The sequence below is a fragment of the Micromonospora saelicesensis genome, assembly GCF_900091575.1.
GTDB classification, from domain to species: Bacteria; Actinomycetota; Actinomycetes; order Mycobacteriales; family Micromonosporaceae; genus Micromonospora; species Micromonospora saelicesensis.
The window spans coordinates 1361712-1379314 of sequence record NZ_FMCR01000001.1 but is presented as its reverse complement, the minus strand read 5'-3'; the positions used below and the strand labels follow the sequence as shown (position 1 = coordinate 1379314).

Annotated in this window: 16 protein-coding genes, 1 tRNA gene and 1 riboswitch; of the genes, 7 read left to right on the top strand and 10 right to left on the bottom strand. The window is 69.1% G+C overall.

What is annotated here, in order from left to right; all coding sequences use genetic code 11:
* Positions 1–8 precede the first annotated feature (8 nt).
* Positions 9–1991 (bottom strand): N-acetylmuramoyl-L-alanine amidase, encoded by a 1983-nt coding sequence (locus GA0070561_RS06535; protein ID WP_091396331.1) that lies wholly within the window; start codon positions 1989–1991, stop codon positions 9–11.
* 235 nt (positions 1992–2226) lie between these two features.
* A riboswitch (cyclic di-AMP (ydaO/yuaA leader) is annotated at positions 2227–2362 on the top strand.
* A 76-nt stretch (positions 2363–2438) separates the two neighbouring features.
* Between GA0070561_RS06535 and GA0070561_RS06530 the strand changes: the two genes are divergently transcribed.
* Positions 2439–3416 (top strand): C40 family peptidase, encoded by a 978-nt coding sequence (locus GA0070561_RS06530; protein ID WP_244166076.1) that lies wholly within the window; start codon positions 2439–2441, stop codon positions 3414–3416.
* Positions 3417–3489: 73 nt separating this feature from the next.
* Here GA0070561_RS06530 and dcd read toward each other — a convergent pair whose 3' ends face one another.
* Positions 3490–4068, bottom strand: a complete 579-nt coding sequence (gene dcd / locus GA0070561_RS06525; RefSeq protein ID WP_030332009.1) for a dCTP deaminase — start codon at positions 4066–4068, stop codon at positions 3490–3492.
* A 99-nt stretch (positions 4069–4167) separates the two neighbouring features.
* Between dcd and GA0070561_RS06520 the strand changes: the two genes are divergently transcribed.
* From GA0070561_RS06520 to GA0070561_RS06505, 4 genes are all read left to right on the top strand, one after another.
* Entirely contained in the window at positions 4168–4725 is a 558-nt protein-coding gene (locus tag GA0070561_RS06520; protein WP_091396326.1) for a pyridoxamine 5'-phosphate oxidase family protein, read from the top strand.
* Positions 4726–4956: 231 nt separating this feature from the next.
* A tRNA-Gly gene (locus tag GA0070561_RS06515) sits at positions 4957–5030 on the top strand.
* A gap of 166 nt (positions 5031–5196) precedes the next feature.
* The gene (locus tag GA0070561_RS06510) at positions 5197–5730 is read left to right on the top strand and encodes a SigE family RNA polymerase sigma factor (RefSeq protein WP_091396323.1); all 534 of its coding nucleotides are present in this window, start codon (positions 5197–5199) and stop codon (positions 5728–5730) included.
* Positions 5720–6820, top strand: coding sequence for a hypothetical protein (locus GA0070561_RS06505; protein WP_141710325.1), 1101 nt, complete (start codon positions 5720–5722; stop codon positions 6818–6820). Before GA0070561_RS06510 ends, GA0070561_RS06505 begins: the two co-directional genes overlap by 11 nt.
* A gap of 51 nt (positions 6821–6871) precedes the next feature.
* Here GA0070561_RS06505 and GA0070561_RS06500 read toward each other — a convergent pair whose 3' ends face one another.
* Positions 6872–7441 (bottom strand): 2'-5' RNA ligase family protein, encoded by a 570-nt coding sequence (locus GA0070561_RS06500; protein ID WP_091396316.1) that lies wholly within the window; start codon positions 7439–7441, stop codon positions 6872–6874.
* A gap of 13 nt (positions 7442–7454) precedes the next feature.
* Positions 7455–8393: an LD-carboxypeptidase gene (locus GA0070561_RS06495; protein ID WP_244166108.1), complete on the bottom strand. Its 939-nt coding sequence runs from the start codon at positions 8391–8393 to the stop codon at positions 7455–7457.
* A gap of 208 nt (positions 8394–8601) precedes the next feature.
* On the opposite strand from GA0070561_RS06495, the gene GA0070561_RS06490 reads away from it, so the two are divergent.
* Entirely contained in the window at positions 8602–11739 is a 3138-nt protein-coding gene (locus tag GA0070561_RS06490; protein ID WP_091396312.1) for an ATP-binding protein, read from the top strand.
* Here GA0070561_RS06490 and GA0070561_RS06485 read toward each other — a convergent pair.
* Both GA0070561_RS06485 and GA0070561_RS06480 read right to left on the bottom strand, forming a co-directional pair.
* Positions 11723–12472 carry an ABC transporter permease gene (locus tag GA0070561_RS06485; RefSeq protein WP_091396309.1) on the bottom strand — a complete coding sequence of 250 codons (750 nt, stop codon included), beginning with the start codon at positions 12470–12472 and terminating at the stop codon, positions 11723–11725. The two genes, GA0070561_RS06490 and GA0070561_RS06485, sit on opposite strands and share 17 nt — an antisense overlap.
* Complete coding sequence (locus tag GA0070561_RS06480; RefSeq protein WP_091396306.1) at positions 12469–13413, bottom strand: ATP-binding cassette domain-containing protein; 945 nt, start codon at positions 13411–13413, stop codon at positions 12469–12471. Before GA0070561_RS06480 ends, GA0070561_RS06485 begins: the two co-directional genes overlap by 4 nt.
* Before the next feature lie 537 nt (positions 13414–13950).
* On the opposite strand from GA0070561_RS06480, the gene GA0070561_RS06475 reads away from it, so the two are divergent.
* The gene (locus GA0070561_RS06475) at positions 13951–14295 is read left to right on the top strand and encodes a VOC family protein (protein WP_244166075.1); all 345 of its coding nucleotides are present in this window, start codon (positions 13951–13953) and stop codon (positions 14293–14295) included.
* A gap of 50 nt (positions 14296–14345) precedes the next feature.
* Here the strand turns inward: GA0070561_RS06475 and GA0070561_RS06470 are convergent, their stop codons facing one another.
* The 4 genes from GA0070561_RS06470 to GA0070561_RS06455 all read right to left on the bottom strand — a co-directional run bounded on the left by GA0070561_RS06470 (position 14346) and on the right by GA0070561_RS06455 (position 17591).
* Positions 14346–15287 (bottom strand): hypothetical protein, encoded by a 942-nt coding sequence (locus GA0070561_RS06470; protein WP_091396304.1) that lies wholly within the window; start codon positions 15285–15287, stop codon positions 14346–14348.
* A 416-nt stretch (positions 15288–15703) separates the two neighbouring features.
* Complete coding sequence (locus GA0070561_RS06465; RefSeq protein ID WP_091396301.1) at positions 15704–16348, bottom strand: dihydrofolate reductase family protein; 645 nt, start codon at positions 16346–16348, stop codon at positions 15704–15706.
* 32 nt (positions 16349–16380) lie between these two features.
* The gene (locus GA0070561_RS06460; RefSeq protein ID WP_091396298.1) at positions 16381–17085 is read right to left on the bottom strand and encodes a dihydrofolate reductase family protein; all 705 of its coding nucleotides are present in this window, start codon (positions 17083–17085) and stop codon (positions 16381–16383) included.
* Positions 17086–17162: 77 nt separating this feature from the next.
* On the bottom strand, positions 17163–17591 hold the full coding sequence (locus GA0070561_RS06455; protein ID WP_208603691.1) for a hypothetical protein: 429 nt from the start codon (positions 17589–17591) through the stop codon (positions 17163–17165).
* Between the last annotated feature and the right edge of the window lie 12 nt (positions 17592–17603).

Below are 17603 nucleotides of genomic sequence, written 5' to 3'. Positions count from 1 at the left end.
CGTGGTTCTCAGCGGGGCGCGCCGACCGGGGACGGCAACAGCTGCACGTCGGCGAGGTCGACGTACATGATCCGATGGCCGAACTGGATCTGCGCGTAGCGGTTCTTGCCGCGAATCACCGTCCAGTCGCCAGGTGAGGAGCCGTCGAACGTGCTGGCCCGGTAGTACTCGCCGGCCAGCACCGCGCCGACGGCGTACCGCTGCCCGGCGGCCAGGGTGTACTGGAGCGGCGAGATCGCCTGGTAGGGCACGCCTTCCGGGTACGCGGACTGCTCCGGGTACGCCCGTCCGTAGACCGGAACGGTGGTCCGTCCGGGCTTCGGCGTGGCCACGACGCCGACGGTCCAGCTGGCGGTCGCTGCGGACGCCGGGTTGTGGAACCAGGCCCGCTGCCCCAGGTACCAGATCGCCGTCCAGTCGCCCTGCCGTCCGGCCAGCGCGTACGTCTGCCCGGCGGACGCCCGGGCCCCGTGGTCCGACACGACCATCGTGTTCGGGCTGCCGTCCGGGCGGAGCGCGATGTCGTTGACCAGCGGCGCGTCCGCGGAGGGTGCGCTGCGCAGCACCACCGACGAGGAGCCGCGTGGCGCGCAGGGCACGCCCGGGGTGACGCAGTCGGTGAACGCCGGCTGGTTGGTGGTGTAGTCCGGGTCGATCCGGACCATTCCGGTGGCCGGGGTGCCGGTGTCCAGTCGAGGGGCGTGCAGCAGGTCGAAGTAGTGCGTCCAGTCCCAGTACGGGCCCGGATCCCAGTGCATTCCCCGCACTGTCGAGGCGATGGTGCCGGGCACGTTGTCGTGGCCGATGATGTGCTGGCGATCCAGTGGGATGCCCAGCCGCAGCGCCAGGTGCCGGACCAGCTTCGCCGAGGTCCGGTACATCGCCTCGGTGTACCAGGTGCCCTGTGCCGCGAAGCCCTCGTGTTCCAACCCGATCGACTTCGCGTTGACGTACCAGTTGCCGGCGTGCCAGCCGACGTCCTTGGTCTTCACGTGCTGCGCGATGTGCCCGTCGACCGAGCGCAGCGAGTAGTGCCAGCTCACGTAGGTCGGGTCCTGGACGAGTTTCAGGGTCGTCGCCCAGCTCGCCTCGGTGTCGTGGATGACGATGTACTCGATCTTCTGCCGCGCGGGCCGGTCGGAGAGGTCGTGGTTGCCGTAGTCCCCGTCGCCGAACGCCTCGTAGGGCGCCGGGATCCACTCGCAGGAGATGGTGCGTGGGCACTCCACCCCGTCCGGGCGGGCCAGGCGGCGCAGGCCCAGCCGGTCCAACCAGGAACGCTCGGGCCGCACCACGCGGGCGGGCAGAGTGACACGCTGGCCGTCGTCGGTCACCCGGGCTTCGCCCGCGCCGATGGTGGTGAAGACCTCGTCGGCGAAGGCCGCCGCGGCGTCGGCGCTGTCCGCGCCCGAGTAACGGGCCACCGCGCCGTACCAGGCCGCCGGGTCGGTGTCCGCGCCGACCGGCGCGCCCAGATCCCTCTGGTACGCGCTCAGCAGCGCGGCCCCACCCCGGATGTTGAGGCCCGCGTCGGTGCGCAGTGCCTCGGGGGTGGCGCCGGTCAGCGTGGCGGCGGCGTCCATGGTCTGCAACGCGGCGGTGGACGGCGCGGGTGCCTCGACCGGCCGGGTCGCGGGCACCCGGGCGGGACGGGAGTCGTCGCCGCGTGGGTCCTCGGCGCCGGCGTCGTGGTGGCCGCGCCCGGGTAGGGCGGCCACGTGCCGCGCGTCGGTCAGGTGCATCGGGCCGTAGCCGCCACTGGTGCTCGGTGTGCCGGCGTTGGTGTCCCAGCGCGACTCCAGGTAGGAGACGCCGAGCAGCACGACGGCCGGCACGCCGTACTCGGTGGCCGCTGCGGTGTACTGCTGCTGGCGGTCGGTGGTGGGCGCGGCGGCGGCCGGGCCGCCGGAGAGCGGCACCGTGGTCGCGGCGGCGACCACGGTGGCGGCGAGCAGTGCGCGCCAGCCGGTCGACAGGGTTGGATGGTGCATCGAACCCCCTAGATTCTCGCGGAGTGAGGTCAGGTCACCATCGCGCCGTCCGGGAGGTCACGTCAATACCTTTCCATCTATCGAAGGATGCGGAAAGAATTCTTCACACACGGTCGGTGACCTCGTCCAATCCGTACGGAGTGTCACGGCCGCACGGGTTGCGGATCGGTAACAAGCGTCTCTACTCTGGTCATTCGTCGGCCCGACAGCAGCTCCGCCCAGCCCGGGCGGTAACGGACCGACACCGCCGAGTCGTTTCCGAGCGAACCGGGGACCCAGGTCCCTCGGGGTGAATCCGCAGCCACTGCGGTAGGGCGCCGACTTCCCGCCCGAACCCGTCAGCTAACCCGGTAGGCGGTCAGGAAGAAGGAGTACGGAACCCCGGTGGCACTCCATGCCCCGCGGCCGTCGTCCGAGCGGTCGGCATCAGCCGGCACGCCGTCGATCGTGCCGCGCCCACGCTGGTCCCGCTTCACCACCGCACTCGCCGCGCTGGCCGGCATCGCCGTCGTCCTGACCGGCAGTGCCACGGCGGCGCACGCCGACCCGTCCGTCGCCGAGATCGAGCGCCAGATCGACGCCGACTGGAACAAGCTCGAACCGATCATCGAACGGCACAACGCCACCCGCACCGACCTCGCCGCGAAGCGCAAGCAGGCTGACGCGCTGGCCGCCCGGATCACCCCGCTGGAGCGCCAGGTCGACGCCGCGATGGACAAGGTCAGCGCCCTGGCCGTACGCGCCTACAAGGGTGAGAACGTCTCGACCGTCAACGCCGTCCTGGGCAGCCGGTCGCCCAGCGAGGTGGTCGGACAGCTCGAAATGCTCGACCGCTTCGCGCACAACCAGCAGAAGGACGTACGCCAGGTGGCCGACCTGCGCGACCAGCTGGCCGCGCAGAAGGCGCCGCTGGACGAGATGGTGGCCCAGCTGACCCGCACCGAAGCTCAGCTGGCGGCGAAGAAGAAGCAGATCAACGAAGAGATCGACCGCCTGCAGAAGCTGCGCCTCAAGGTGTACGGCAGCGGCGGCGGCGGTCCGCTGCGCCCGGCGCCCTGCCCGGGTAGCTACCCCGGCGGCGCCGCGGGCACCGCGGTCAAGTTCGCCTGCGCGCAGATCGGCAAGCCCTACGTCTGGGGTGCCGAAGGCCCGAACTCGTACGACTGCTCCGGGCTGATGCTGGCCGCCTGGGCGAAGGCCGGCGTGTCGCTGCCGCACAACGCCGCCGCGCAGAGCCGGGTCACCAAGAACGTCAGCAAGGGCGACCTGCGCCCCGGCGACCTGGTCTTCTACTACAGCGACATCCACCACGTCGGCATGTACGTCGGCGGCGGCTGGGTGGTGCACGCCTCGCAGGCCGGTCAGCCGGTCAAGATGAAGAAGGTCGACGACGGTCCGATCCACAGCTACGGCCGTCCAGGCTGACCCCGGATGACCGAAGGGCCCGTCGCGATCCGTCGCGGCGGGCCCTCGTCGTCCCGGTCCTGGCGGCTGAACCTCAGCGGGTGGGCCAGGTGCGCCAGTGCTGCCAGGCGCGGCTGGGTGTCGGCCCCCGCTGGCCCTGGTAGCGCGAGCCGTAGACCACCGAGCCGTACGGGTGCTCGGCCGGCGAGGAGAGCCGGAAGATGCAGAGCTGCCCGATCTTCATGCCCGGCCACAGGGTGATCGGCAGGTTCGCCACGTTCGAGAGTTCCAGCGTCACGTGACCGGAGAAGCCCGGGTCGATGAAGCCGGCGGTGGAGTGCGTGAGCAGTCCGAGCCGGCCCAGGGAGCTCTTGCCCTCCAGTCGGCCGGCGAGCTGGTCACCCAGCGAGATGACCTCCAGCGTCGAGGCGAGCACGAACTCCCCCGGGTGCAGCACGAACGGCTCACCGTCGGGGACCTCGACCGCCGAGGTCAGGTCGTCCTGCTGCATGGCGGGATCGATGTGGGTGTAGAGGTGATTGTTGAAGACCCGGAACAGCCGGTCGAGTCGGACGTCGATGCTGGACGGTTGGACCAGAGTGGGCTCGAACGGCTCCAGGCCCAGCGTGCCGGCCTTGATCTCGGAGACCAGGTCGCGGTCGGAGAGCAGCATCGGACCACCATAGCCGCGCTGCCAAAAGTGGCCGGATTCGGTGCCGGTGACCAGCGAGTCGAGGTCGCTGCTCGTACATTTGTTCGATAGAATGCCCACATGGCTTCCTGGTCCGAATTCGCCGCCGACGAGCCCCGACTCGCCGACGGGATCCGCGTTCTCCTCCAGCAATACGGGCCGGGCTTCGGCTATCTGGCCACGGTCCGTGCCGACGGCGGGCCCCGCGTCCATCCGGTCTCCCCGGTCATCACCGCCGAGGGGCTGTTCTGCTTCATCATCGACTCGCCCAAGCGCCGCGACCTCGAACGTGACGGCCGTTACGCGCTGCACTCGTTCCCTGCGGAGGAGAGCGACGACGAGGCGTACGTGGCGGGGCGCGCCCGTCCGGTGACCGATCCGGTCCTCGTGGCGCAACTGGCGCACAGCGCCCGGGCCGAGCCGCAGGTCGACTGGCGGCTCTTCGAGTTCACCGTCGACGTGGCCATGCTCACCCGCCGCGAGCAGCACATCGCGGGCATTCCGGGTCTCGCGCCGGGTCGGCCGGCCGTTCGGGTCTGGCTCGACCCAAACGCCCCGCCGGCGGGGGCCGTGCCCCTCGCCGTCCCGCAGGCGCGCCCGACCCGCCTCACCCGTGACGTCCAGTGCACGGCCGCCTGACCACAACCGGAAGGTTCATCGGTGCCGGCTCCGTCCTAACGGAGCCGGCACCCGCATGATCACCTCGATTTCAGTGAAATCGCGGTGTCCCAGCGCTCCGGATGCCCCGACTTTCAAAAAGCCGAGTGGATCAACCCGGGGTCGCCCCGGACGGAGCGGTACGCGGACAGCCGCGGCCGGCGGGGGACCTGGGTGCACGGGCTCGACGACTCGGGTACAGTGGTGCCGCTTGCGGGTGTAGTTCAATGGCAGAACATCAGCTTCCCAAGCTGACAGTGCGGGTTCGATTCCCGTCACCCGCTCCAACGCGAAGGCCCTGGCCAGGACGAGAGTCCCAGCCAGGGCCTTCGATGCTGTTGCGGCCAGCGGCGCTCGCGGCCGACAAGACAATGAAGGCCCCCAACCCCGGCCGTTCCCGCGTTAACCTCGCTGACCTCCCAGAGCGTTCAAGTGGTGGGAGGTACACACACCATGCAACGACCTCGGGAACTGGCGCCACCGGAAGGCTTCGCCGAGTTCGTCGCGGCGCGCTCCGATGCACTGCTGCGTTCGGCCTGGCTGCTTACCGGTGATGCCGGGCGAGCCGAGGACCTGTTGCAGACGGTCCTCGCGGACGTCTGGCGGCGCTGGGCCACGATCAGGAGTGCCGGGCATCCCGAGGCGTACCTGCGCCGGGCGCTGTTCACCACCTACGTCTCCTGGTGGCGGCGGCGCTGGCGCAGTGAGATTCCAAGCCAGCCACCGGACGAGGCCGCACGTGGCGACGTGGCAGGTGAGTCCGCCGATCGGGACGCGGTACGCCGCGCGTTGGCCCGGCTCAGCCGGCAGCAGCGGGCGATCGTGGTGCTCCGCTACGTCGAGGACCTGACGGTGCAGCGGACAGCGGAAGTGCTCGGCTGCTCGCACAACACGGTCAAGGTGCAGGCCTTCCGTGCCCTACGGATTCTGCGTACCGATCCGAATCTTGAGCTGTTCGCCGCTTGGAGGTCGCGAAGTGACGCGTGAAGATGAGGACATCAGGCTCCTGTTGACCAACGCAGTTCCCCCACTGACGCCGCCACCAGATCGGATTGTCAAGGTGGCGAGGCGGGTCCGCCGGCACCGGCAGCGCCTGATCGGAGGCACCGCGCTCGCCGTGGCCGTGGTCGTGGGGCTGGGCGTCGGAGGGGTGCAGATACTCAACCGCGTCCCTTCACCCCACACGGCTGCCGATTCCGCCGGTCAGGGGCAGTGGACGTCGTGCGTCGAGGCTGCACCGGAGATGGTCACGCGCGGCTTCGCGGTTCCGACCGAGGAGGCGGCCGCCCTGCCCCGCCTCGGCGACGACTTCGTTCCCGCCGCGGCCGTCATCTGCGGGCTGGAACCACCCGTTGGCAAGGACGTGATGGTGACGGAACGGCGTAGCGACGACGTCGCCGCCCTCACCGCCCTCGCCACCGTGCTCCGCCTGCCCGACGCGCAAACGAATCCAGACCTTGCGTGCAGGGCGGACCTGCAGATGGCGCCCTGGCTCGCGCTCGTCGACGCGGAGGGTCGGTGGATACGGCCCGGCATACCGCTCGCTTCCTGCCACAACCATCTTCCGGACGCAGTCAGTGAAGCCCTTGATGCCCTGCCGCTGACCACCGTGGCGACCCGTCCGCTCGCCGAGATCGAATCGGCGCGGCCGGACATGGCCGGGTGCGGCCAGCGCTGGGTCGACATGGCAGAAGTGGGGACGATGGCCGACCATGACGCCCGTCCCGGAACCCTGCGGTCGCCGTTCCTCGCCGGGCAGACGGTCCGCCTCTGCGTCTACGACGTGCCGAGGAGCGACCAGGAAAACGGCAAGGCAGCCGGCGTCCTAGCGCACGGGACGGTGTTGCGGGGCGACCGACGGGCAGCGGTCGAGCATGCTCTGGGGGCGTCCGACCCAGCGAACCCGTGCAACGCCAGCGCCAGTCGCTTCGCGGTGCTGAGGCCGATGACCGGAAGCGACCCTCGCGCCTACGTCGAACTCGACGGCTGCCGCCGAATCACAGTGGTAGCCGCAGGTCATCGCAGAGTCATCGCGCAGGGCGACGCGGCGCTGATCGAGCTGATCGACAAGCCGTGACCTGTCGGGCGGGGCGTCCGGGGAAATCCGGCCACCGGCCGTGCCTGGAGGTCATGCCGAAACCGCCTGGAGCCCCGTACCAGCCGCCGTTGGTGGTCGGGCGCCCAACGGGAACTCACAGACGGTGCGCCACGGGCTCACGTCAGGTGTTCCGGCGATGAGCCGCACCCTGTCGATGGCCGCATTGATCGGCAGGTGCGCGGAGATGGTTTCCGCGGCGTGGCTCAGCACGGGCTTGGCGGCGTCGTGACCGATGGTCAGGTGCGGCACCACCTCGCTGTGCGCCCCGCCGTACGGGGGTGCCTCGGGAAACCGTTGCCACACCGCCTCGGTGAGGTCGCGGAAGGGCCGGTCTGGCCGCGGAGCAAGCCAGACGACCGAGTCACCGAACCAGTCCACGTGCGTCAGTACGACGTCGAACCGTGGTATCCCGGCAAAGGCTTCGCGCAGCACCGCCAGGGCCTGCTCATCGATCTGTTGCGGCGGCAGGAACGGGTAGAGGACTGTCACGTGCGCCGGCACGCCCCACGAGGCGGCCCGGTCGAGCGATGCCCGGAACCGGCCCACCGCGTCCTCGGCCTCGGGTATCGGCACGATGAGCGCCGTCTGTGTCGGTTCCATGCCCTGCGACCTCCTACTGGTAGTCGGCGAAGATTCGACGCTCCACGCCATCGACGGTGACCGGCCCGCCGTGGGGAAGGATCCACTGTGGTCTGGTATGACCGAATGGGATGCCGACGCAGACGACCGCCTCGGGGTTGTAATGGGCCACCACGTCGACGACCGTGTCGCGCTGCTGCTCGCGTAGCCGTGCCCGATCCGCGGCAGGGGGTCGACGGGTGTGGTCGGAGACCGGCGGACGGGCGACCAGGACCGCGTCGACGGCGCTGAGGAGACCGCGTTCACCCAGCGATCGGACGATCCAGCCGACCTCGCGGGCGGGGAGAAGCTCCTCCGACGTCTCGATGATCAGCACTCCGCCGTGCAGGGCCTCCGGGGGAAACGGGAAGCGTCCCGCCGTCAGGATCCACTGGATGACCTCCAGGCAGCCACCCCAGGTGCGGCCGGTTACCGCGCGGGGTGGCCCGTACCAGCTCCACGGCTCCGTCGGTTCGCGCTCTCCGAACGACTTCAACGCCTGCGGGTCTGCCCAGTCGATGCCGATGTCCTCGGACTCACCAGGATCGGTGATCTCCAGCCGCTCCCCGGTGAGTAGCGCCGCTCGCAGCGACCGGACGTGGATGTCATCGACGGCAGGCCCGGGGCCGAGGTGCACCTGGGAGGACCCGCCGTAGAAGCTGGCGATGCCGAGGCCCCAGAGCCAGTGGTGCAGGTTGGTGTTGTCGCTGGTGCCGAGGAACGGCTTCGGGTCGGCTCGGGCCAGGTCGGCGTCCAGGTGGGGGATGACCGTGATCTGGTCGTCGCCGCCGATGACGGCGAGAATGCCGCGTACCTGGGGGTCCGCGAAGGCGGCGTTGATGTCCGCCGCCCGCGCTGCGGCGCTCGCGCCCACCTGGCGGGTGGTGGGATATTCGACCGGAACGAGGCCGGTCAGGTCAGCGAGCCGTCGCATGGCCTGCTCGTGGATCTCGGGATAGGCACCGGCCGCGGCGAAGGACGGCGACAGGACCGCGAGGCGGTCCCCCGGGCGTGCCTTACGAGGACTAACAAGCTCATGCACCATGTCGAGATCCAACAGGTGTGCCAGCCGGTGCGCATCTCATTTCGTAGAGGCTCCAGGAGAACCGGATGCTTTTCATGTTCATGGCAGGATCTGCCAGGTGCAGGTCGGGATGCTTGGTCCATTCGAGGTTCGCACGGACGTCGGCACCGTCATCGACGTGCCGGGTGCGCGGCTGCGCGGGCTGTTGACCGCCCTCGCGCTCCACCCGGGCCACGTGGTCCCGAAGGGGACCCTCGTCGACTGGATCTGGGGCGAACGTCCGCCCTCCGATGCGGCGAACGCCCTGCACCGCCTGGTTTCCCGGCTACGGAAGGCGCTGCCGGAGGGGTCGATCGAGGGACAGGCGGACGGCTACCGGTTGATGGTCGAACCCGACGTCGTCGACGCCGTACGGTTCGAACGCCTCGTCGGCCTGGCTCGCGATGACGAGGGCCCGCAGCGGGGACGGCGGCTGCGTGAGGCCCTCGACCTGTGGCGCGGTGCGGCGATGCAGGACGTCGGTCTGGCCGACAGCACGGCGCTCGACGCGGCGGTCACCCGATTCGAAAGGCTGCGCCTCACCGCCCTGGAGGATCGCTTCGACGTGGAGGTCAGCCTCGGCCACGGTCCGGAGCTGGTCGCGGAGCTGACCGACCTGGTGGCCGAGCACCCGGTGCGGGAACGGCTGGTTCTCGCATTGATGCGGGCCCTCGCCGCGAGCGGCCGCGACAACGAGGCGCTGCTGGTGTATCAGCGCACGAGTGACGCCCTGGCCGACGCGCTGGGCGTCGACCCCTCGCCGGAACTCTCGGCGTTGCACGTCGCGCTCCTGCGGGGCGAGGTGCGACGGCGGGAGGAGGGCCGGAAGACCAACCTTCGCGCCGAGTTGAGCAGCTTCATCGGCAAGGACGAGGCCGTCGCCGAGGTCGGCGCGCTCGTCGCCGAACACCGGCTCACGACCCTGATCGGGCCGGGTGGCTCCGGGAAGACCCGGTTGGCCACGGAAACCGCGCGCAGAATGCTCGACAACCTGCCGGACGGCGCCTGGCTGGTCGAGTTCGCCGCCATCGGCGCGGACGGTGACGTGGTCCAGGCGACGCTCACAGGGCTCGGACTCCGGGACGCTCTGCTCGGCGAGCCACCGAGCATGGAGTTGGTCGACCGGCTCGTCGCCGCGATCCGCGAGCGGGAGACGTTGCTGATCCTGGACAACTGCGAGCACGTGATCGAATCGGCGGCGGTGCTCGCTGACCGGCTGCTCGGGGAGTGTCGGCGACTGCGAATCCTCGCGACGAGCAGGGAGCCGCTCGGCATCACTGGTGAGGCGCTCTGGCCGGTCGCGCCACTGGCCCTGCCGGACGTCGACGCCGACGCCAGCGAGATCGAAAGCTCACCGGCTGTCCGACTGCTACGGGACCGAGCGGTCGCGGTGCGGCGAGATCTGGCGGTCGACGCCTCCACGCTGTCGACGATGGCGCGGATCTGTCGGGCGCTGGACGGGATGCCGCTGGCGATCGAACTGGCCGCCGCCAGGTTGCGCACCATGTCCATCGACCAGCTCGCCAGGCGGCTCGACGATCGGTTCCGCCTGCTGACCGGCGGCAGCCGTACCGCGTTGCCCCGGCACCGGACGCTGCGCGCGGTGGTCGACTGGAGTTGGGAGCTGCTGACCGACGCCGAACGGACGGTCCTGCGCCGGCTGTCGGTGTTCTCGGGCGGGGTGAGCCTGGAAGCGGCTGAACGGGTCTGCGCCGGCGACGAGGTCGAGCCGGAGGATGTGCTCGAATTGGTCACCGCGCTGGCCGAGAAGTCGCTGCTGGTTACCGAGGGCGACGAGACAGTGCGTTACCGGATGCTCGGCACGATCAAGGAGTACGCCGTGCACCGCCTCGCCGAGGCGGGGGAATCGGACCTGGCTCGCCACGCGCATCTGGCGTACTTCACTGAACTGACCGAGACCGCAGAGCCGCAGCTTCGCCGCGCGGACCAGGTGAGATGGCTCGCCACTCTCGAAGTCGAGCACGACAACATCGGTGCTGCCATGCGCGGTGCCCTCGCTGCCGGCGAAGCGCACGCGGCCATGCGGCTGGCCGCGGGTGCCGGCTGGTACTGGTGGCTCGGTGGCCACCGGACCGAAGGCATGGAGTTGATCACAGCGGCCACCGAGACGCCTGGTGAGGTCAGCGACGAGATCCGGGCCACGGTGTACGCGCTCGTCGTGCTCTTCATCAACTCGGGGCCTGGCGACGAACACCAGGCGGCGGAGTGGATCCACAAGGCGTACGAGTTCAGCCAGCGCAGTAACGGGGGCCACCCGGGGATGGCGCTCGTCGTCCCGCTGGAACGCATGTTGCGAGCCCCGGACGCGATCCTGCCCGCATGGGAACCGCTGCTGAACGACGAGGATCCCTGGGTACGCGCACTGGCCCGATTGCAACTCGGCAAGATGCGGATCATCTTCGGCCAGGACGGTCCGGAGGTGGACGAGTATCTCGTGGCGGCGCTCGCCGAGTTCCGGGCACTCGGCGAACGGTTCGGGATCTCATTCGCCCTGACCGAGCTGGCGGAGCTTATTGCCGTACGCGGTGAGTTCGCCGGTGCGTGCGAGCTCTACGAAGAGGCGACCGCGGTCGTCACCGAGGTCGGCACCGTCGAGGACATCATCCGGATGCGGTCCCGGCAGGCTCAGCTGTACTGGTTGCTTGGCGATGAGGAGTCCAGCGCGGCTGCCATGGCCGAGGCGCGGCGATGCGCGGAGCGGGTCACGTGGCCGGGTGCGTTGGCCGTGCTGGCTCTGTCACAGGCCGAACTCGCTCGCTGGCGTGGCCACACCGAAGAGGTGGGCCGGCAGGTCGGTGTCGCGACGACCCTGTTGCGCGACGAGGCGAAGCAGGCGCACATCCGCGTGGTGACGCACGACCTGCTCGGTTACGTCGCGGACGATCTCGGTGAGGCGCGCAGACACCACTCCTCGGCCTGCGTGGCGGCCGCCGAGACAGGGCACGCACCCTCGATCGCGCGGGTACTCGTCGGCGTCGCGGACCTGGCGCTGCGCCATGACCAGTACGAGCACGCCGCCCGGCTGCTCGCGGCCAGCAGCGGTGTGCGCGGACGGCAGGATCATTCCCAGCCGGATGTGGCCCGAATCGAGCAGGAAGTACGGCGCCGCCTCGGCGAAGTGAGCTTCGCAGAGGCGGCGCGAGAAGGCAGTCGGACGGACTGGAATCGGTTGGTCGCTGTCACGCTCGCTTCGTGAACGTGGAACGTGCCCACAGGTAGCCGACGAGAGCAATGCCGACGCACCAGGCGAGGGCGGGGATCACGTCACCGCTGGACGGTGTCCCGTTGAGGAACCCGCGCAGAGTTTCGATGATCGGTGTGAAGGGCTGGTATTGCGCGAACTCCCGCAGCCCGGGCCCCATCTTGTCCGCCGGCACGATCGCGCTGCTGAAGAACGGCAGCATGACCAGCGGTACGGAGGCCAGACCCGCCGTTTCCGGAGACTTCGCCGAAAGACCCAGGGCGACAGTGAGCCAGCCGGCGGCGAAGCCGAGCAGCACGATGATGCCGAGCGCGCCGAGCCAGCCGAGGAGGCTCGCCGACGGGCTGAATCCGAGCAGGAAGGCCACCCCGACAAGGGCCGCGATGGCGACCAGGTTGGTCAGCACGCTGGCGACGACGTGACCGGTCAGCACCGCACCGCGGGAGACGTGCATGACTTTGAACCGGTTGATGATGCCCTTCGTCATGTCGGAGTTCACCGCGGTCGCGGTGGCCCCGAGCCCGTAACAGACCGCCAGCAGCATCAGTCCGGGAGTCGCGTAGTCGATGTAGTCGACACCGACGTTGAAGGCGTCACCGAACATGTAGACGAACATCAACATGATCACGATGGGCATCAGGACCGCGTTGAACACCGAGGTCGGGTTTCGGGCGATGTGCTTGAAGTTGCGACGCAGCATGACGATCGAGTGGGACTTGGTGCTCATTTCGCGGAGACCTCCTGGGTGCGGCTGCCCGTCAGGGCGAGGAAAACGTCGTCGAGGTCCGGCGTCTGCACGGAGAACCCCTCGGCGCTGATCGCGTACTCGTCGAGCCGGTCCAGCAGGGCCCGCAGCGAGGCGGTTCCGCCGTCGCTGGGAACCCGCAGTGCCAGTGCCTCGTCGTCCCGCGTGGAGTCGGTGAGCACCCGGGCGGCCGCGTCGAGTTCGGCGACGGTGGCGAACCGGAGCCGGACGTGAGTGCCGGGGATCTGGCGTTTGAGCTCGTCGGGCGTGCCCTGGGCGACCAGGCGCCCCTGGTCGAGTACGGCGATCCGGTCGGCGAGCTGATCGGCTTCCTCGAGATACTGAGTGGTGAGGAAGATCGTCACGCCGTCGGCCACCAGGTCACGGATGATCGACCACATCGTGCGGCGGCTACGTGGATCCAGGCCCGTGGTCGGCTCGTCGAGGAAGATGATTCGCGGGTCGCCGACGAGCGTCATCGCCAGATCCAGCTTGCGGCGCATACCGCCGGAATAGGTCGACACCGGCTTCTGTGCTGACTCCACCAGATCGAACCGCTCCAGCAGCTCCGTGACGACCCGCCTGCCGTCCTTGCCGGGAACCTGACTGAGATCCACCATCAGCTGCAGGTTCTCTCGGCCGGTCAGTAGCTCGTCCACCGCCGCGAACTGACCGGTGACACCGATCGCGGCGCGCACCGCCTTGGCCTGGGTGGCGGCGTCGTGCCCTGCGATGCGTACGGTCCCACCGTCGGCCTTCACCAACGTGGTCAGCACGTTCACCGTCGTCGTCTTACCCGCCCCGTTCGGGCCGAGCAGGGAGAAGATCGTGCCCGCAGGGACATCCAGATCGATGCCGTCGAGCACGACCTTGTCCTTGTAGGCCTTTCGCAGCCCGGAGACTGCAATCGCTGAACTCGTCATGCAACTACCATCGGCGGCTGGGCTGTCACCCCCCTGTCATGGCCCTGACACGGCCACTGACACGGCAGGGTCAGCGACTCCGCCGGAGGCGCCGGTCGTCGAGCCAGAGCGCCAGCCCTCGACGACTGCGGTAGGCCACGATGCCAGCGATCAGGATGCAGAGCCCGGCCCGGTGATGCTCAGGTGGAGGCCCGAAAGTCCTGGTGGCGGCGGAGGAGTTCCCGTAGTGCGCTGATCTCGGCAGCCAGTGCGGTCTGCCCTGCTCGGTCATCCTGACCCAGGTCTTGGGCCGGCGGCGTGGTAGCCCCGTTCGATCTGGATCAGGTCGGCCTCCTCCAGCACGGCGAGGTGTCGGGAGAGGTTGCCGGCGTGAGTTCGAGGGCGTCGCGCAGGCAGGCACATCGCAAATCATTCTGCGCAGGAGTTCCGCGAGATGGCGACACCCGTCGGGGATCGACAGTGGTAGTTCCTGCTTGCCCTCGGCACCGGCTAGTGTCCGGCGTGGAGGTGCCCGTGTTCACCGAAGCGTTTCCGATCGTGACGACACCTGACCTGCCACGACTCATCGCGTTCTACCGGGACGTGGTCGGCTTCGAGCTGACCTACCAGTTCCCGGACGAGGGCGCCCCGGAGTTCGTCGCTCTGCGGCTGGGCAGCAGCGAGCTCGGCCTGGCCGCCAACCCGGAGGCTGGCGGGCCGGCCGACTCGCACCGCTGGGAGTTGTGCGTCTACGCCGACGACTGCGACGCAGCAGTGGGCGCGCTTCGCACGGGTGGAGCGACAGTCACCGAGGAGCCGGTCGACCAGCCCTGGGGTGAGCGCTCCGCGCGGGTCACCGACCCCGACGGCAACCGGTTGCTGGTGCTGTCACGCCTGGCCTAGTCGCCAGGCAGCCGAACGAATGAGAGCCGCCATCCCACGGACGGCGACTCTCACTCAATGGTTTTGTAGCACTTCGTTTTCATCGTCTTGTCGAGGTTGGCGAACACCGCGCCGTGAAAGGCGCTGAAGTCGGTCTTTGCGGCTGGGCCGTACGTTTTGAACAGGATGAACCATCCCGAGCACACGACGTAGGCGTTGTAATTGTCCTTGAATCCACCGGTGCCGGAGAAATAGTATTTGACGGAGGCGTCCCCGCCGAGGTCAGTGGCCTCCCGCCTCGCGTTGTGGCCCGCGAGTTCGCACTCCTCGGAGGCCTTCCTGATCGTCTCGATCGCCGTCGGCGCATTGTCGTCGGCAAGGGGCGCAATCAAGGCCGTCACGACGCCACCGGGATCGATCGTGTAGTAGTTGGACACGATTCCCGGTTTGAACTCCAGCTTCGCGTCGCCGTGCGGGCCGAAACATGATCCGTCCATGTCCATGCTGCCCGTCGTCAGCGTCTCGGAATGTCGATTCCGCGTGCTGGTCGTGACCATGCCTGTGTTTATCTCCATGGCCTCGGACATCAGGTCGAGTCGCTGACGGGCTCCCGGAGAAAGATTGAAGAAGTAGAAGGCGGCGGCGATGCCGAGCAGGCCCGAAGCGACTCCCAGAAGCGGGGCCCACTCGGATCGAGTCGGCCTGGTCGTCTTCCCTCTCGCTACTGCCGGGCGTCGGGGATCGGCTACTTTGCCGAAGGTCACGGCCTTCTTCGGGGTCGCGACGGGCTGCGGCTTCTTCGGATTCCTCTCCGGTTCTGCGACGGTGGGAGTCCGGGCCCTCATGGTTTCGAAGGCGACGACTGCGATGCCCAGGGCGATGGTCGCTCCGAATACCAACGGTTTGAGCCGGTCCGGCACGTCGATCGCGCTCGCCGCGACATTCGCCATCACCCCGAAAACGACCGACGTGACGACCGCGACGAAGGCGCCCCGTCCGGTCGGCTGACTCACGCATACCCCGTCTTGATCACTGTCTCTTCAGGATTGCTCCATTCTAGACGGCGACCTGGGCCGGTTCACGCGGGGAACACAGCGAGGCTCGCGCGCTCATCCGCGCTGCTCATCACGGCTTTGATCTGGCTTCGATGATCGGCAGGGCATGACCTAGGCGTTCCCGTCTTCCGCGTGGCTGCGCGAACCCGTCAACACAGCGGCTGTCGCGTCTCAGGGCGCAGCGGTGATGGAAGAGGGCTCGGCACCGATCGGTACCGCAGAAACCCCACAGATCTTGGACAGTTTCCGTTACGCCAGAACGGAAACTGTCCAAGATCTGAGGTGGCGGGGTCGTCGACGGGCCATGGGGCGCTGGTCGATCAGCCATGGGTGTGCGGTTGGGCCGGGCCGGCGTGCCGTGATAAGGAGGGCGGTCATCGCCTCCAGAACAGGAGGTGGGTGACCCCACTGGGGCTGGGCACCGACTCGAGGTGGAAGCGGTCGAGCAGTTCGTCGGGGCTCTCCCACAAACGTTCACCTCGTTCCAGGTCGACGGGCGCGACGGCGATGTGCATCGTGTCGACCAGGTCGGCCTCGAGGAACTCGCGGATGACCGCCACCCCACCACCGAGGCGTACGTCCCGACCGGCGGCTGCCTGCTTCGCCTCGGCCAGTGCCTCGGCCGGGCTGACATCGCGGAAGTGGAACGTGGTGTCGGACAGGCTGAACGACGGGCGCACGTGGTGGGTGAGCACGAAGACCGGCGTGTGGAACGGCGGGTTGTCCCCCCACCAGCCCTGCCACTCGTGGTCCTTCCAGGGGCCACGCTGGGGGCCGAACTTGTTGCGACCCATGATCTCCGCGCCGATGTTGCACTCGGCGTCGCGGGTCAGGTAGTCGTCCAGGCCACGGGTGCCGCCCGGCTCGGTGCGATACACGAAGCTGGCGGTGGCGGCACGCCAGGAGAACAGCGGGGTGGGGTCCGCGTGACCGAAGGGCCGTTCCAGGCTCTGCCCCTCTCCGGTCCCGAACCCGTCGCGCGAAACGTTGAAGCACTGCACCCGCAACAGTTGCGCCATGGTGTCTCCTCCTTCCTCCGATGGGCCGTGATTCAGTTCGCGGTGACCGTCGGGCCGCCTCCGCTGCCCCGGTCGTCGAGCACGAGCGGGGCGCGACCGCGCACCGCGTACCGGATGTGGGTCACCTGTGGGGTGGCAAGGACGCGGGTCGGCGTCAGCTCGATTCCCTCCCGGTCGCCCAGGTCGAGGTCCGCGTCGAAGAGCCGCAGGCCGGTGCCGAGCACGACCGGTACGACGTGCAGCTCCAACTCGTCGAGCAGACCGGCCTTGAGCACCTGCCGCACCAGGCTGCCGCCTCCGGCCACCGCGACGTCCTTGCCTCCGGCCACGGCGCGCGCCTGCTCGACGGCGCTGGCCACACCGTCGGTGACGTAGGTGAAGCTGGTGCCCCCGCCCTTCACCAGCCGCTGGCGGGGGCGGTGGGTGACGACGAAGACCGGCGCGCGAAACGGCGGCTCCTCACCCCAGGGGATCTCACCCCCGTCGGCCATCCGGCGCCCCATCACGTACGCGCCGGCCGCCCCGAACGACTCGGCGATCACCTCGGAGTTGGTGTCCTGCTCTCCGCCGGCGAAGCCCTGCCGTTCGCGCCAGGCCGCCGCTTCGGTCGCCCACCGGGTGACCCGGAAGAATTTCGCGCTCTCCGCCGAGTCCATCCAGTTGCCGTTCCCGTCGAACTGCGGGCCGGCGTAGAAGCCGTCCACCGACACCGACAGTTGTGCGGTCACCTTCGTCATCGCGCTCTGGTCCTCTCCTCGGGCGACACCCCGCCTGGGTGCCGCTCCCCGAGGGGTCGGAGCCGAACGCGATGTCCCTACCGGGAAGAAGTGTGACGCGCGCCACTCGCGGGCTCGGTCAGGTACCACGTCCCGGCGTGTTCCGGGTCCCGTGACCAGCGCATCAGGGCCCTTTCCTCCGGGCGGGGGCTCCAGTCCCGGTAGGGCGCGAGGGCCACCCGCCAGGCGATCACCGCGAAGTAGTAGAGGCCCGGGCCGACCAGCCAGAGCAGGGCGTCGCGTCGCCGATAGGAGGCGTACGGCGCGAACCACGCGGTCGCCGCCATCGGCACCGCGACCGCGCTGAGGTCGGCGAGCGGTCCGCGACCGAACCGGGCCTCGATCAGCTCGCGGAGAACGAGGGACGGAACGACCACCCCGACCAGCAACGCCACCGTGCGGATCATGCGGACCCGACGCGCCCGGCGATCCGGGGATACGCGGTCAGCAGATCCTTCGGTGGGCATCCCCGGAGGGTA